The 15,755-nt window shown below is 63.4% G+C and carries 13 protein-coding genes; 7 read left to right on the top strand and 6 right to left on the bottom strand.

Going from position 1 to position 15,755, the window contains the following annotated elements; translation table 11 throughout:
* The first annotated feature begins 1 nt into the window (after position 1).
* The gene (locus LDN85_RS14205; protein WP_223943365.1) at positions 2–1,036 is read left to right on the top strand and encodes a hypothetical protein; all 1,035 of its coding nucleotides are present in this window, start codon (positions 2–4) and stop codon (positions 1,034–1,036) included.
* Positions 1,037–1,087: 51 nt separating this feature from the next.
* Here LDN85_RS14205 and LDN85_RS14200 read toward each other — a convergent pair whose 3' ends face one another.
* From LDN85_RS14200 to LDN85_RS14175, 6 genes are all read right to left on the bottom strand, one after another.
* Complete coding sequence (locus LDN85_RS14200) at positions 1,088–1,819, bottom strand: DUF4166 domain-containing protein (protein ID WP_223943364.1); 732 nt, start codon at positions 1,817–1,819, stop codon at positions 1,088–1,090.
* Positions 1,820–1,843: 24 nt separating this feature from the next.
* Positions 1,844–3,136, bottom strand: a complete 1,293-nt coding sequence (locus tag LDN85_RS14195; protein ID WP_223943363.1) for a DUF58 domain-containing protein — start codon at positions 3,134–3,136, stop codon at positions 1,844–1,846.
* 194 nt (positions 3,137–3,330) lie between these two features.
* Positions 3,331–4,449: a MoxR family ATPase gene (locus LDN85_RS14190; RefSeq protein ID WP_223943362.1), complete on the bottom strand. Its 1,119-nt coding sequence runs from the start codon at positions 4,447–4,449 to the stop codon at positions 3,331–3,333.
* Positions 4,446–5,660 carry a DUF4350 domain-containing protein gene (locus LDN85_RS14185; RefSeq protein ID WP_223943361.1) on the bottom strand — a complete coding sequence of 405 codons (1,215 nt, stop codon included), beginning with the start codon at positions 5,658–5,660 and terminating at the stop codon, positions 4,446–4,448. The genes LDN85_RS14190 and LDN85_RS14185 overlap by 4 nt, the downstream gene beginning before the upstream one ends.
* Positions 5,657–6,346, bottom strand: a complete 690-nt coding sequence (locus LDN85_RS14180) for a DUF4129 domain-containing protein (RefSeq protein WP_223943360.1) — start codon at positions 6,344–6,346, stop codon at positions 5,657–5,659. The genes LDN85_RS14185 and LDN85_RS14180 overlap by 4 nt, the downstream gene beginning before the upstream one ends.
* Positions 6,343–7,509, bottom strand: coding sequence for a glycerophosphoryl diester phosphodiesterase membrane domain-containing protein (locus tag LDN85_RS14175; protein WP_223943359.1), 1,167 nt, complete (start codon positions 7,507–7,509; stop codon positions 6,343–6,345). Before LDN85_RS14175 ends, LDN85_RS14180 begins: the two co-directional genes overlap by 4 nt.
* A 498-nt stretch (positions 7,510–8,007) precedes the next feature.
* Here LDN85_RS14175 and mtrA point away from each other — a divergent pair, with 498 nt between their 5' ends.
* From mtrA to LDN85_RS14145, 6 genes are all read left to right on the top strand, one after another.
* Positions 8,008–8,682, top strand: coding sequence for an MtrAB system response regulator MtrA (mtrA, locus tag LDN85_RS14170; RefSeq protein WP_035760565.1), 675 nt, complete (start codon positions 8,008–8,010; stop codon positions 8,680–8,682).
* Positions 8,654–10,660, top strand: a complete 2,007-nt coding sequence (gene mtrB / locus LDN85_RS14165) for an MtrAB system histidine kinase MtrB (protein ID WP_223943358.1) — start codon at positions 8,654–8,656, stop codon at positions 10,658–10,660. Before mtrA ends, mtrB begins: the two co-directional genes overlap by 29 nt.
* A gap of 2 nt (positions 10,661–10,662) precedes the next feature.
* Positions 10,663–12,375 carry an LpqB family beta-propeller domain-containing protein gene (locus LDN85_RS14160; RefSeq protein WP_223943357.1) on the top strand — a complete coding sequence of 571 codons (1,713 nt, stop codon included), beginning with the start codon at positions 10,663–10,665 and terminating at the stop codon, positions 12,373–12,375.
* Positions 12,376–12,459: 84 nt separating this feature from the next.
* Positions 12,460–13,545 (top strand): phosphoribosyltransferase family protein, encoded by a 1,086-nt coding sequence (locus tag LDN85_RS14155; RefSeq protein WP_081733248.1) that lies wholly within the window; start codon positions 12,460–12,462, stop codon positions 13,543–13,545.
* 143 nt (positions 13,546–13,688) lie between these two features.
* Positions 13,689–14,417 (top strand): ribosome-associated translation inhibitor RaiA, encoded by a 729-nt coding sequence (gene raiA, locus LDN85_RS14150; RefSeq protein ID WP_026540050.1) that lies wholly within the window; start codon positions 13,689–13,691, stop codon positions 14,415–14,417.
* Positions 14,418–14,446: 29 nt separating this feature from the next.
* Positions 14,447–15,694 (top strand): crosslink repair DNA glycosylase YcaQ family protein, encoded by a 1,248-nt coding sequence (locus LDN85_RS14145; protein WP_091550115.1) that lies wholly within the window; start codon positions 14,447–14,449, stop codon positions 15,692–15,694.
* Positions 15,695–15,755 lie beyond the last annotated feature (61 nt).

Raw genomic sequence — 15,755 nt, 5'->3', positions numbered from 1 at the left:
CATGGCAGCAGTGAATGACCCGCGCGCCAGCGCAACCGCACTGGGGCCATGGCCTGGCAACGACCCTGCGGAGGCAAACCGAATCATCCGGGGCGAGCTGGGAGATCCACACCTGCCCTTCCTTCCCGAACTTCCGGACCGTGGCGTTGGCTCGGATGCCGTGGGCCGGTCCGGGACTTTGCTGGTGGACCTTGCACTCGATGTCCAGCCACACGGCTGGCGACTCGTGGACCGACCCGGGAAGGATGCCCAGCGCGCCCGCTCCGCCCTCTCCACTGATATCAACGTCCTGGCCGATATCGCCGGCACCGAGGATGTTTCCGCAACGGAACTCAAAATCCAATTGCTTGGCCCCCTGAGCCTGGCAGCCAATTTGTACCTTCACAATGGCGAACGGGCGCTCCTGGACTATGGCGCCAGGCGCGATATTGCAGAGTCCCTGGCTGCCGGGGTCGCAGAACATGTGCGCCGCGTCGGCGCAGCAGTACCGGGTGCAGGCATTGTGGTCCAACTGGACGAACCTGACATTGCATCCGTCATGGCCGGAACCATCCCGACGGCGAGCGGGTACAGGACACTGCGATCGGTCCCGGGCGAAGAAGTCACCGGGGCCTGGCGGTTGGTGATCGAGGCACTGAAGTCCGCCGGCGTCGTCGAGGCTGTGGTGTCCTTGCCGGAAATAGAAGCACCGATCGAGCGGGTCCTGGCAGCTGGAGCCGACGGTGTTGCACTGCCCCTGCGGGCGCTGACCGCCCGTCAATGGGAACAGCTGGCCGGTGCAGTGGAAAGCGGCAAACGCCTCTGGGCCGGTGCCCTGCCTACCCATAATCCAAGCGCTCAACTGCCGCGTACCTCGGAGATCGTGGAAAGTATTTGGAAGCCCTGGCGCCAGCTCGGACTGCCGGCATCGGCTCTGACAGGGCTCCGCGTCACACCCTCCACAGGACTGGCAGGCTACAAGCCGTCAGCGGCAATGGAAGTGCTGGCCAGACTCACCCAGGTGGCTGACGGACTTGATCAACTGGCCCAAGGCTGACGTGAGCGTCCGGGAAGACCTCTTAGCAGATGCTGATGCCGTGCCCGGCGGTCAAATGCGTCGTTCCCAACGGTCCGGTTCTGCGTATCGAGGCAGCGTAGTGCCAGGAGCTGTTCCCGGCAGATAGGGCGCAAGCCGGTAATCGAAGCGGCCTGCATAGACCAGGACCAAACCGACTTGCGGCTGGATGACTTTGACCTGGATCCGGTGTTTGCCCTCGGCGCTGTCCCACCATTGCTCCGCGTAGGCGCGCGCGTCCAGGGCGGCCGGCAACGGTATGCGCAGCGGCCCGAGGAGCAGCCGGCTGGATCGGGAGACACCACGAAGCCGGCCCTCGGCAGTGACACTGACATCCAAGTCGGTCACAAGCCGCCTGTACCGCCCTACGTGGTCCACCAGGCGTGCCTGGGTGTTTCCTTCCTGCCCAGGCCCCTCGTTCCCTTGCAGCACGGCACTTGTCGTGTCATGGAAGAGCCTGGTCCGCGCTGGAAAGTAGATTTCCCGGCGCGCGGTCAGCGCAGGTCGTCCAAATGGATCCACGTGCGCATGGTTCTCGATCCTGAAGCGGATGCCCTCACCGTACTCGGGAAAAAATGCTTCTTCGCGTCCTGTGAGGGCGAGCGGGGGACGCAGCCACTTCTGCTTGCAACCCACCACATCAAAGACGCCTTCGCCTATGCCGTAGTAGCCGGAACCTGCCGCCAGTGAAAAGTACTCCTGAAGCTCGGGTGCGAGCTTGGTGAAGTCATCGCCGAGTGCCAGCTTGTAGATAGGGGTGTTCATGGCCGTCCTTTCCGGAAACGGGAACTAGAGCCTTCCGGCAGCTTTTAGCCGGATGTAGGTATCCGCGAGCAGTGGTGGAACCTCAAGGGGCTCGGCGTCCACCACTTCGGCGCCCAACTGCCGTAGCTGGGCTGTGACCGCGGCCCGTTCCAACAGGGCACGTTCGGCCGCCGCGGCCCGGAACACCTGGCTTGCCGTGGTTCTCTCCTCTTTCATTGCTGCCAGCAGTGGATCCCTGACGGACGCCACCACCACAACGTGCTGTCGCGACAACTGTGCCACCGTAGGCAACAGGCCCTCCTCGGGGGCACCGCCGTCGAGCGCTGTCAACAGCACCACCAGGGACCGGTGGGCCGAGACTGCCCTTACCTGTCCCGGGACCTGCTGCCAGTCCAGTTCAATCAGTTCAGCCTCCAAAGGGGCCATGGCCTGGACCAATTGGCCGAGCATGTTTCCTTTGGATGCCGACTCCACCCTTGCACGCAACCTGCGGTCATAGGCGAGGAAGTCAACCCGGTCCCCGCCGCGTTCGGCCAGCACCGAGAGCAGCAATGCCGCTTCGATTCCGGTATCAAGACGGGGCTCGTCCTGGATCCTGGCCGCCGCAGTGCGTGAGGTATCCAGGACGATGACCACGCGCCTGTCACGTTCCGGACGCCAGGTCCTGACCACCACCGAGGTGCGCCGGGCCGTAGCCCGCCAGTCGATGGAGCGGACGTCGTCACCGCGGACGTAATCGCGCAGGGAATCAAATTCCGTTCCTGCTCCCCGGATCTGCACGGCAGCCTTGCCGTCCAGTTCCCGGAGCTTGCGGAGCTTGGAGGGCAAGTGGCGTTTCGAGTGAAAGGGAGGCAGGACCCGCAGATGTCCGGGCAACCCACGGGTGCGCTGCCTGGCGGCCAGACCCAACGGTCCCCAAGACCGGATGGTGATGTGGGGGCTTTCCAGGTCGCCGCGGCGGCGGGGAACCAAGGCCACCCGCATGCGCCGCCGCTCGCCCGGAGGAACCACCAGCGACTGGATGTTATTGGTGGCTCCGGCAGAAGGCTGCCAGGCATCCCTGATGTTGGCCCGCAACTTCCTGCGCGTGGGGTTGGCAACTGTAACAACGGTCTCTGCCCGGCCCTCCAGCGTCACATTTCCCGGGTGCCCCCGGTCCAGGGCCAGGCCTGCAGGAGAAGCAGCCAGGAGCAGGTCGAGGATCAGCAACAGCAGCAGTCCCATGGCTACGAACAAGACAGTGTTCCAACCCGGAAACAACACGAAAGGAAGCAGCCCGGCGAGGGCCAGCAGGACGAATCGGCCGGAAACCGCCACTCAGTCCGCCTCACTCTGGGCCGCGCCGGAACCCATGCGGCAGCCGGTGGCCCCCTTCGATCCGGGGCTCCGTGGTTTGCCGGGGCGCCCTGGTGTGCCCGGGGACCGTTGCATGCCGGGGCGTCCTTGGGTATCGGGGCGCCCTTGGGTATCAGGGCTGCCTTGGGCGCCGCCATTCATGCGGGCATCCGGAGTCACCGAGGCACCGGAACCGATGCAAGGATGCTGCCCAGGACGTCGTCGACCTGGATGCCGTCCATCTGTGCTTCGGGACGGAGGCCCACACGGTGCCGCAGGCAGGGCAAAGACAAAGCCTTGACGTCGTCAGGGGTGACGAAGGACCGCCCGGACAACCATGCCCACGCCTTGGACGTATTGAGCAGCGCCGTGGCACCGCGGGGGGAAACCCCGAGTTGGAAGGACGGTGCGGACCTGGTGGCACGGACAACGTCAACAATGTACGCGAGGATTTCCGGGGCCACCGCTACGTGGGCAACGGCGGCCTGCGCGGCGGAAAGCTCTGCCGCGCCCGCCACCGGACGGACACCGGCAGCTGCGAGGTTCCTCGGATCGAAGCCGGTGGAATGGCGTCGAATGACCTCGATCTCCTCGGCCCTTCCTGGCAACGGCATTGTCAGTTTCAGCAGGAACCGATCAAGCTGCGCCTCGGGCAGGGGATAGGTGCCTTCATACTCCACGGGGTTCTGCGTCGCAGCTACGATAAACGGGCTCGGCAGCGGACGCGAGACTCCATCAACGGAAACCTGGCGTTCCTCCATGGCTTCAAGGAGCGACGCCTGGGTCTTCGGTGGTGTCCGGTTGATTTCGTCCGCAAGCATGATGTTGGTGAAAACGGGGCCTTCACGGAAGGTGAACTCCGAGGAGTGGGAGTCATAGACCAACGAGCCTGTGACATCACCCGGCATGAGGTCGGGGGTGAACTGGACCCGCTTGGTGTCCAAACTCAGTGCGGTGGACAACGCCCTCACCAGCAGGGTCTTGGCCACGCCGGGGACTCCTTCCAGCAAGACGTGGCCGCCGCATAGCAGGGCAATGAGCATGCCCGTCACGGTGGGATCCTGCCCCACCACGGCTTTGCCCACTTCGTTGCGCACATTCAGCAGGGACTGCCGGGCGGGGTTTTCCTGTGTGCTGCGGTGCCCGTTTCCTGAGGGATCCCCTTCTTGCCGCACATTTTGCTGCGCGGAGTGGTGGGGCGGCGCGACCTGGTCCGGTGCGGCACCCTGGTGGGGTGCGCCGCCACCACCCTGTTGGCTGTTGCTGTCCGTGTAGCTGTTCGGCTGGCTGCTCATCGGGTGGTCGCCTCCTGTTCGATTCGTTCGATCTGTTGTGCCCATTGCACCAGTTGTCCTTCGTTCTCCGGCCTGAAGTCGAGGAGCACGAACCTGACTTCCGGGGCCGGCTGCCCCATGTGCCCGGCCGAGGCGTCCACAATTGCCTCCGGGGTGGCCTCTGTTCCCAGGTTGAAATGCCGGGCCAGGCGGACCAGTGTGCCTGCCCGCAGGTTGTCGGCTGCGCGCTCCACTGCCCGCGAGTCCTGATAAAGACGCGCCCTGCCTTCCGCCGTCTCGGCAGCCTTCACCACCACGGGAAGTGGCTCGAAGACCAGCGGGCCCATGCGCCGGCCCCGCCACGCTATGGCCAGGAGCACCACGATTCCCATCCACGGTCCAGCGAACGCAAGCCAGCGGGGAGCCAACTCGTTGAGGGTAGGGGTTGAGTCAGTCGCGGAAACGTCTCCCACGCCGGGCAGGTACCACACCAGGTTCTGGTCCTTCCCCAAGGTCCGCAGCGCGAGTGCTGCATTGCCTTCAGAGGCCAGATGCTGGTTGTCGAGCAAGTCGGTACTGCCCAGCACCACCACCCTGCCGTCCTGGGATGCAGCATAGATGCCGGATCCCTTGGCCGCGGCCGGGTAGCACACCACAGGTCCGGAATAGATGGCGCCTTGGGCGGAGACTTTGCCGGCCACGACGGCATCGTCCAGGTCGCAGCGGGGTTCAAGAACCGTTGTCGCTTCAGGAACCACCCCGCCCGGGCGGAAACCCTGCTCCAGCGCGTTCAATGTCCTCAGCCGCGGGGTGACCAGTACCACGTGCTCCACGGCGTCCGTAATGTCTTCAAGCTGTGTTCGGTCCAAAAAACCGCGGGGGTCGTAGATGAGGACGGTAGCGTCGTCCCTGTCGGCCACCTCGTCCATGGTCTTCGCGAAGGTATCGGTCGATGCGACCGATACACCGTGATCCGCCAGGATTTCAGCCACCGCCATTGCACCATTTGGCGCTGGGTTCCGGGCGGACAAAGGACGGGGATCTTTTGCGCCCGACACACTGGAGATTGCCAGGTAGGTTACCAGCCCAGCCAGGACGACGCCGATCAGGATCCAAACCAGGTGTTTCCGGAACCAGGTACGGAGGCTTTTCCCTGCCGTCTTCCCAGCCGACTGCTGGGGAGCGGGAGCTTCACCGTGGGTCGTGGTGTCTGCCACCGTGGAAGTAGTCATCGCGGCACCGCGAAACCTGCGTGGGCCTGTCCGGCGAAGTCAGGCTTCATGTCAAGGAGGTCTGCATCGAGCCTGCGGACGGACTCATAGTCCGGAGCCGTTGCCCCCTGCTCGCCGTAACGCACGGCATCGAAAAGGAGCGCGGCTGCGTCCAGCCGGGACTGCGCGGTGCCAAACACCTGCCCCAGCTGGGTTGCCGCTTCGTCAGCGGTCCGCCCGGGACGGGCATCAACGATCTCCCGCTCTTCGGCGGAGCGGACAATCGCCCTGAACTGGTCGACGACGGCGGACGGCCAGTCGCCGTCGTCGGCTGCGGTTGCCGCGCGCTTCCTGTAGCCCTCCGAGTCCAGGCTGCTGTCACCGCCGTAGATGTCCGATCCAGCGGCTTTTCGGCGGGCGTTCAGTCGGGGCCGGACCACGATGACCGCAGCAATGATGAGTGCAAGGGCCAACGCGATCATGAGCGGAACTGCAAGATCCGGTCCTTGACCCGATGCGTCGCCTTCCAGGGACGACAACCAGTCGAGGAAGTCGCGCCACCATTGGTCCAGCCAACCGGGTTGCGCGTCCGGGTATTGGGGTTTCGAGAGTTCCTCGGCCGCCCATCGCCGCGCCTCTTCACGGTCCGGTGTCACGGGCGGCTCCTGGGCCGCCCACATGGTGGGTTGCAGTGGAATAGTCCTCATGCCGGCGGCCACGGCCCGGGAGGCGCGGCAGGGGGCTGTCCGCCCTGCGGCGGCCAGGGCCCGGGAGGCGCGGCAGGGGGCTGTGTGCCCTGCGGCGGCCAGGGCCCGGGAGGCGCGGCAGGGGGCTGTGTGCCCTGCGGCGGCCAGGGCCCGGGAGGCGCGGCAGGGGGCTGTGTGCCCTGGGACGGCCAGGGCCCGGGAGGCGCGGCAGGGGGCTGTGTGCCCTGGGACGGCCAGCCTTGATTCCGGGTCGAAGCGCCGGAGTGAGGACCCAGGACCGACGGACTGCCAGGGATTCCCTCGGGATCGTCTCCGGTTTCCATCAGCCTCATAAGCTCAACATCCAAACCATCACGGCGCATGCGCAGATCCATGTAGATCAAGGCGAACACGGAGGCCTGGAAAGCAAACGTCACAGACCCCACAAGCGCACCGATGGCTGAGGAAATCACAGTGGTGACCACCAGGCTGGAGGCTATTGCCTCGGCGTCGGGGTGGGGATTGACTACCCCGCCAACAGCCGTAGCTGCCAAGGACGCGGGGATCTGGACGATCTGGGCAATGATGCCCACCATGATCGCCACCACCAAGGTGATGCCGAAGATCCGCCACCAGTTGTTTTTGGTCAGCTGCCAGGACCTCAGGAGTCCGTCGTAGACACCTGTCCGCTCAACGACGATCGCGGCGGGCGCCAGCATCAACTTCAGCCCGATCCAGACGAACAAGACCACCGACCCAAGCCCAAGAGGCAGGACAACCAGCAAAGCCCCGGGCCCCATGGCAGTGAAGAGCAGAACGGCAATACCCACCACTGCGGCGGCGGCGAGCAGCCCGCCGAGGGTCAGGAGGACTGCGACACCCAACAGCGGCAGGATTCTCCTGCCGGCCAACTTCCACATCTGCTTGAAACCCGTCCGCCGGTTCAGGACCGAGCGCGCCACGGGCACCACCAGGACGCCTTGGAGTACCGAACCAAGAAAACCGATCAGGACCGAGACACCCAACGTGCTCGCCATGATGGCGAGGAAGGGGCCCATGGCCTCGTTGAAGTCAGCCTCTGAGTTGACTGATTCAAAGGACATGGTCAGCTGGAACATTCCCAGCGTGACAATCCCAATGAGCACGGCACCGATGGCCTGCACAATAAGCGCAGAACCGAACATGGAAGCCGCATTGCGGCGGATTGTCTGGAAAGAGCCGTCAAGGATTTCGCCGAATTGCAACGGCCGCAGCGGGATAACGCCCGGCTTGGGCGGAGCGACATAGAGGGGTTGTCCATACGGTGGACCCGGTGGCCATCCCGGCGCCGGTTGTCCTTGGCCATACTGGCCGCCGCCTTGAGGGGCTGCCCATGCCGGGGGACCACCCCATTGGGGTTGGTTTCCCCACGCTGGCTGGTTGCCTGGTGAGGCACCCCGGCCGTGCTCTGGTTGTGACAAAATATCCTCCCCATAAGACCCGGCCCGCCGACGTCCGACGTCCCCAAACGCGCCTTGGCCCCCAGCCTATAGGCCCGCCGTCGTCCCTCATAGCCTGACGCCCGGGCAGCCACGGCAGGCAGGCCACCACGCATGTGCAGTACGGTGGAACTGCCCTTGGAGCGCCATGCCGTGCGCTGTGCCCAACGGGACAAAGACTTGGTGATAAGGGAATATATAACTATGAAGGCACGCATTCTGGTAGTTGACGACGACGAAGCACTCGCAGAGATGATTGGCATCGTCCTGCGCAATGATGGTTTCGAGCCGGTGTTCTGCGCAGACGGTGGCCAGGCGTTGGAGATCTTCCGCTCTTCCAAGCCGGACCTTGTGCTGCTGGACCTGATGCTGCCCGGATCCGACGGCATCGAAGTCTGTCGCCAGATCCGCGGTGAATCCGATGTGCCCATCGTTATGCTGACGGCAAAGTCCGATACTTCCGATGTGGTCCGGGGACTGGAGTCCGGAGCCGACGATTACGTGCCCAAGCCCTTCAAGCCGGCTGAACTGGTGGCGCGGGTCCGTGCGCGACTCCGTCCCGGCGACCAGAAGGCCCCCGAAACGCTGCGCATCGCCGACGTCACCATAGACGTCGCAGGCCACCTGGTCACCCGCGGCGGCGACCGGATTTCGCTCACCCCCCTGGAGTTCGACCTCCTGGTGGCACTGGCGCGCAAACCCTGGCAGGTTTTCACCCGGGAGTTGCTCCTCGAACAAGTTTGGGGCTACCGGCACGCCGCGGACACGCGCCTGGTCAACGTCCACGTCCAGCGCCTGAGGTCCAAGATCGAACGCGACCCGGAGGCGCCCGAGGTCGTTTTGACGGTGCGTGGTGTCGGATATAAAGCAGGTTCCTGAGTCCCCGGCCGGCAAAGCCGGCATGGCAGAAGGAGACCTCGGGACCAAGGGTCCAGAGGCGGCCGGAGTCGACCATTCGACCCCGGCCTTGCCACCGACCCCCGAAGCGACTGGCGAATCGTCCTCCGGAGGCCCCGATCAACCGGACCCGAAGCAGCCGGGCCGGAATACCCGCACCTTGCCATGGCTCCTTTCCCGCGCACGGATCTGGACACGGCGCGGACTGATCCTTGTTTTGCGGGTCTCACGCCTTGTGTCCATTGGAGTCCGGCAGATCAAACCTGGGCTTCGCTACCTTTGGCGCTCGGTGCTGCGCCGGTGGCGGCGGTCCCTTGAGTTCCGTACCGTCCTGACCACCCTTCTACTGGCCGTGACATCCTTTGCGATAGTGGGCGCCTACCTGTCCAACCAAATTGCCAACAACCTTTTCCAGGAGCGGCTCGCCCAGGCAGAGTCGGAGACCCGATACAACGTCAAACAGGTCCAGGACACGTTCGACGGCGCGCAGGTCACCGATCAGTCCAGCGTCATTACGTTGGTCTATGACACCCTGACGGCCGTGGAGGGCCGGGGTTCGGTCATCCAACGGCGCTACGTGTTCGAAGCAAAGCCAGAGCAGACAAAACCCCGTAACCGCTGGGTCGAGTCGCGCGCTTCGGACCAGTTGACGGTCCGGGTCATACCTCCCGAGCTCCGGAAAGCCGTGCAGGAGGGTGGCAAGCAGCAGTTTTGGGCCTCCACGCAGTTCCCTGTAGGCAATGAGGACCGCCCGGGCATCGCCGTCGGAAACCTGGTGACGTTCAACGGCACCTCCTATGAGCTCTACCTGATTTACGACCTCAACACTGCCCAGCAAACGTTGGACGAAATCCAGAACGTGCTCTGGGCCGGTGGAGCTGCACTGGTCCTGATGATCGGGGCGATCGCCTGGTACGTGACGCGCAACGTGGTCAGTCCTGTGAGCCACGCTGCGGTGGTCTCCGAAAAGCTCGCGGCCGGCCAGCTCCAGGAGCGCATGGTGGTCAAGGGCGAGGACGAGGTAGCGAGGTTGGGCGCTTCCTTCAACCACATGGCTGCCAGCCTCCAGGAGCAAATCACCCAGCTGGCCACTTTGTCGCAAATGCAGCAGAGATTCGTTTCCGACGTCTCGCATGAGCTTCGTACCCCGCTGACCACTGTCCGGATGGCTGCCGAAGTGCTCTTTGACGCCCGTGATGACTTTGATCCCATGAACAAGAGGTCAGCCGAACTGCTCTACCACCAGGTTGAGCGGTTCCAGTCCCTGCTCTCGGATTTGTTGGAAATCTCCCGCTTCGACGCCGGGGCAGCAGTCCTGGATGCAGAACCCCAGGACATCTTCCAGGTGATCTCCCATGTCATGGAAGGTGCGGCACCTGTTGCAGCAGAATACGGCTCCGAGGTCCGGCTGAATGCCCGGCAAAAGAGCATCGTGGTGGAGATGGACTCCCGGCGGATCGACCGGATCCTTCGCAATTTGTTGCTGAACGCCCTGGAACATGGGGAAGGGAAACCGATCCACATCTCAGTTGCAGCCAACCATGAGGCCGTTGCAGTGTCGGTCCGGGACCACGGCATCGGGATGACCCAGGCAGAAGCAGCCAGGGTGTTCGATCGTTTCTGGCGGGCCGACCCCGCCCGTGCCCGTACCACCGGAGGCAGTGGCCTGGGCCTGTCCATTGCCGCAGAGGACACCAAACTGCACAATGGTTGGCTTCAGGCGTGGGGCCGCAAGGGATCGGGTTCGAACTTCCGGCTGACACTTCCCCTCCGGCAGGGAGGCACCATTGTGAAGTCTCCGCTTCAGCTTGAACCGGCCGATATTGAATTCCCCGGGACCGGGAGCGCGAACGAGCGGCACATGCTCATTCTGGACGCGGACTCCGGAGCAGGCCTGCAGCGCCAGCGCCCGGACGCCGCGAAGTCTGCTCCTGACGATCAAGCGGGGAGGGAGGCGTGAGCATGACCGGGCCAAGGCGCCGGCGGGCGTTTCTTGCGGTTCTTGCTGTCCTGATGGTGCTGCTGGCTTCCTGTGCCCAGATTCCGCGGTCCGGGCCCGTCGGTAAAAGCAAGGACGAAGGTGCGGGCAATCCCAACGCACCGGTCTTCTTTCCTGCTGCCCCGCGTGCGGGATCGAGCCCGGAGACCGTGATCGAGGATTTCTACATGGCCGGCAGCGGGTATGAGGATGACTACCCTGTTGCGCGCCAGTACTTGACCCAGGCACAGTCCGTTACATGGAAACCAGACAAGCGGGCCATTGTTTTCCGTGAAGCACAGGTAGTCAAATCAGCTGGGGAAAATGAGTACCTCTACGAATTGGACGTTGCGTATTCGGTTGACGCCGATGGCGTGGCCACGCAATTCCCGCCGGGTACCAAGGAGACCATTCCGCTGACCCTTGAGCAGGTGGAAGGCCAGTGGCGGATTTCGAAGGTGCCCGACGGTACGGCCATACCGGAAGAAACGTTCAAGGTAATTTATGGGGCATTCCCCATCTACTTCTATGACCCCACGTTTACCTATGCCGTGCCCGACTACCGTTGGTTCATCAAGAAGAACACCGTCAAGTCCATGACTTCAGCGGTGCTTGCAGGGCCGGCTCCGTACCTTCGGGGTGCAGTGGTCAGTGCCTTCCCGTCCGGGATGAAACTCGCACGCGAATCCGTGCCTGTGGTGTCCGGGTCTGCGCAGGTCGATCTCTCCGCCAAGGAACTGTTCGATGCCTCGGCAGAGGACCGCCAGAGGATGCAGAACCAATTGGCTCTGACCTTCCGGGACCAGCCTGATGTCATCAACGTCCAGCTTCGCGCCGATCAGGACCTTGTCCGGGTTGAGGACAACGGAACAGTCTTGCCTCCTGTAGTGGACAAGAGCGTTCCGGCCCGTCAGATAGCTGTCAGCAACGGCGATCTGGTGCGGTATGAAAATAACCGGATGACTCCGCTTCCGGACATGCAACCAGTGTCCGGCCTGGGCCCCCACTCGCCGGCTGAATCGCCTGTTTCCCAAACGGCGGCGTTCCTTAACGGGGACAAGACAACCCTGTATGCGATTGAACCCGGTCAGCCGGCACGCCAGTTGACCACCAGGAGCACTCTCACAGGGCCTTCCTTCAGCCCCCACGATTGGGTTTGGACAGCCGGGCCGGGCGCCAACGGAGCGGCCGAAGTGGTGGCTTTCAAACCCACGGGGGTTGCCCCGGGCATGGCCATTCCCAATGTCACCTTGACTCCGGCTTGGTTGTCCGGACGGACCGTCAAGGACTTCAGGGTTTCCCGGGAAGGGACCCGGGCGCTGGTCATTTCCCAGGCAAACGGCAAGTCAACGGTGCAGATTACCGGAATAGTCCGAAATGCCGACGGCGTTCCCAAGGACCTCACTGCGCCCATCACCTTGGTCAGCAGCGGCTCGGTTGACCAGGGTGTCTGGGTTAACAGTTCAACAGTGGCCGTGATGTCTGGATCGGCCAGTGGAACCGTGGTCCCTGAACTGCTTTCGCTGGAGTCGGGCGAACCACAACAGTTGGCTCCGTGGGACGGCTTGACCAGCCTCAGCGCCGGCAATGGCTCGGAGCAGATTTACGGTCAATCCGAGGACGGCGTGTTCCAACGGGTAGGAAACGGCTGGGAACTCCAGCTTAAAGGACCTACGGAGCCCGCTTTCCCCGGCTGACCAGGGAGCAGATAGAGTCCGCGTTGTGCACATAGGGTGGGGCATGCCTTTCCGTCGGGTTTGGTTCCCTGCATGCTTGCTGCCATGACCAGGGCAGAAAAGGAAACCAGGGACGGCTCCTTCGGGCCGCACAGCACTGCCATGGCTACCGCTCTTGACCAGCACGGCTTCCGGGAGCTTCGTGCGGCTACCCGTGCCAGGCAGCCACGGCGGGACCAAGACCCCGACCTCCACCCGGTGGATCCTGTGCAGGCTCGTCGGCGTGCTCCTGACCGACAGCCTCTTGGCCGCTTCCTGGCGGTGCTTCAAGGCACTGCCACTGACCTGCTGGGCCTGCTGGTGCCTGTGGATTGCGTTTGTTGCTCTGCGGAAGACACCGTGTTGTGTGCGGCCTGTGCCAAGCGGGTCCGACAACTCTGCAGCCGGCCGTTCCGCGCAGAACAGGAGTCGCCCGCCCTGGTTGGGTTCGATGGCGCGGCAAGGATGGGAGTTGTTGCCGCTGGGCCCTACCGTGACGAACTGGCCCAGTGCATCCTCTCTTTCAAGCACTTGGGCCAGTGGCGCTTGGCCGGGGTCCTGGCGCATTGTCTTGGCAACGCGGTGCGGCGGGCCATTGGTGATGAATCCGGATTCTTCCTTGTGCCGGTTCCTACAAGTGGCCGGGCCTACCGAAAAAGGGGATTCAGTCCGGTGCATCTCTTGCTTTTCGTCGTGCGGATACGACGCATGCTGCCCCAGTGCACAAGCCTTGACGCTTTGGAAAAGCGAGTTATTTCACCGGCATCCGCGGTCCGAAGGGACTCGCTTCGAGACCTTCTGGAGCGGACCGCCGGCTTTCCGGGCAGGAAGGGGACACGGCACTCCGGTGCAGGCCAGAAGGGACTGGGAAGAGGTGCCCGGGCCAGCAGGGTCCGTGGATCCATGCGGGTAAAAGGCCGATACCTCCAACAAATCAAGGGCAGGAAATGCCTTCTTGTAGACGATGTGCTCACCACCGGCGCGACCCTTGCCGAAGCAGCCCGGGCAGTGGAAGCTGCGGGCGGTGTGGTCTGTGGCGCCGTTGTCCTCGCGGCCACGAGGCCACCAGCCTACGCTTCCAACTCCATAGGGCGCGATCCGGATGAAGTCTTCAAGACTCAATCAAAAAATAAGCGAGCAAAGGATGAATAACGCGTGACGATGAACTAACGTCGGTTGTGGGTACCAAGAATAGATGTACCTGTCGATAGCGGCTCGGAAAGGGGCTCGACTGTCCGTCAGACAAGCCCCCAACAGCGTCGTTGTCGTGTCACCTGAGTTATTTGGAGGGCACCATGGAGTTCATGATCAGCGGACGAAATCTCACAGTTTCCGACCGCTTTCGCGAATACGCCGGCGAGAAAATCTCGAAGATTGAGTCGCTGGGGGATAAGGTCCAGCGAGTCGACGCCAAGGTTTCCAAGGAAACCAACCCGCGGCAGACGCCGGGCCAGCTCACCGTTGAAGTGACAGTCCTGGGCCGGGGCCCCGTCATCCGTGCCGAGGCCACAGCCGACGATAAATTCGCTGCCTTCGATCTGGCATACAACAAGCTTCTTGAGAGGCTTCGGCGCGCGAAGGACCGGAAAAAGGTCCACCACGGCCGCCACACGCCGAAGGCCGTGCGCGAAGCCACTGCAACACTGGAACCAGCCAGCGCGAGCGAACCGCTCTACCTCGAAGCAAGCAATCACCAGGACCCCGCGCCGGCGGCAGATGAGCGTTCTCCCTATGAGATCGAGAACGACATTCCGGCAGGCGACTCGCCCGTCCTGATCCGCCGGAAAGTCTTCCCCGCTGCTTCCCTGACGCTGGATGACGCTGTGGACAACATGGAACTCGTTGGCCACAACTTCTACCTTTTCCTGGATAAGGAAACCAATGCGCCCTCGGTCGTCTACCGCCGTAGTGGTTGGACCTACGGCGTGATCACTCTCGACTCCACCTGTGAACCCGGCGAGGAAGCCGTGGAAGAGAAAATCCACGCCTACCGTTCCGATGACCAGGCGTCCACCGCAAAGTAAGGCATTATTGCCCGTATGAAGGGACTTCCATGACCGCTTCGCTGAGCCTCTCAGAGGCACGGCGGATCGCATTGGCAGCTCAAGGATTGGCAAAAATCCGGCCCGCCGGCCCCGTGACAGCACGGGCGGTGGGCCGGACTTTTGCCCAACTCCAGCTTGTTCAGATCGATTCCGTGAACGTGGTGGCCAGAAGTCACTACCTTCCCTTCTTTTCCCGGTTGGGCGACTACGACCCCGGGATCCTGCACACGATGGCAGGTCGAAAGCCGCGCCGGATGATGGAGTATTGGGCGCACGAGGCGAGCTTTATCCGCCCGGAGCATTTTCAAGACCTTCTGGTGTGGCAAAAGCGGTCGTGGGTGGGAGCCCACCACCTTGAACCGCATGTCCGCCAGGATATGGAAGACCGCGTTCTGGCCGCCCTCAGTGCAGGACGCCCTATGACTGCCTCGGAACTTACGGCTGAACTCGGGCACGAGGAGGCAGCTGACCGTGGCAATTGGGGATGGAACTGGAACATCGTTAAGCGGGTCCTGGAGCACCTGTTTGAACAAGGACGCATCTCGGCCGCGTCGCGGACACCGCAATTCGAGCGTAAGTACACCCTGACCTCCAGGGTTGTTCCTGACATTGCCGCGCCCTCGGGAACTGCCGAGGACTCGCTCGACCGCCTGATGGATGCTGCCGCCCAAGCCCACGGAATCGGCACTGTCCGCTGTTTTTCGGACTACTTCCGGACACCTGTGAAGGCAGGAGCGGAGTCGGTCCGGCGGTTGGTCCAGGCAGGCCGCCTCCTGCCAGTGTCGGTGCGTGGTTGGGACAGGGAAACCTACAAGCACATCACCGCCAGGGTGCCACGCAGGGCTGAAGGCCGTGCATTGCTGAGCCCTTTTGACTCGTTGGTCTTTGAACGGCGGCGACTTGAGGAATTGCATGGTTTCCATTACCGGATAGAGATCTACACTCCCGCGGCCAAGCGTCAATTCGGGTATTACGTACTCCCGTTCCTTCTCAGGGACGGAATCGTGGCACGGGTGGATCTGAAGGCAGACCGCGCAACCGGCCGCCTTCTGGTGCGCTCGGCGTTTGCTGAGCTTGGTGCTCCAGCCGATACCGCCGTCGAACTTGCTGCCGAGCTGGAACTCATGGCGGGCTGGCTCAGGTTGCAGGACGTCGTGGTGTGGCCGGTGGGGGACCTCGCAGGCGATCTCGCCCAAGCCGTGGCTGATCGCGCTGAAGGACGGGGTGGACCCCTTGGCCACCGGCCAGTCCGCTGAGAGGTGAACGCGGCCACGTGGTGCTGGTCTCTCCCGTAGACTGAAACAGCCAGAATTCGGC

The sequence above is a fragment of the Arthrobacter sp. StoSoilB20 genome (assembly GCF_019977295.1).
GTDB classification, from domain to species: Bacteria; Actinomycetota; Actinomycetes; order Actinomycetales; family Micrococcaceae; genus Arthrobacter; species Arthrobacter nicotinovorans_A.
This window is presented reverse-complemented; position numbering and strand designations above follow the sequence as displayed.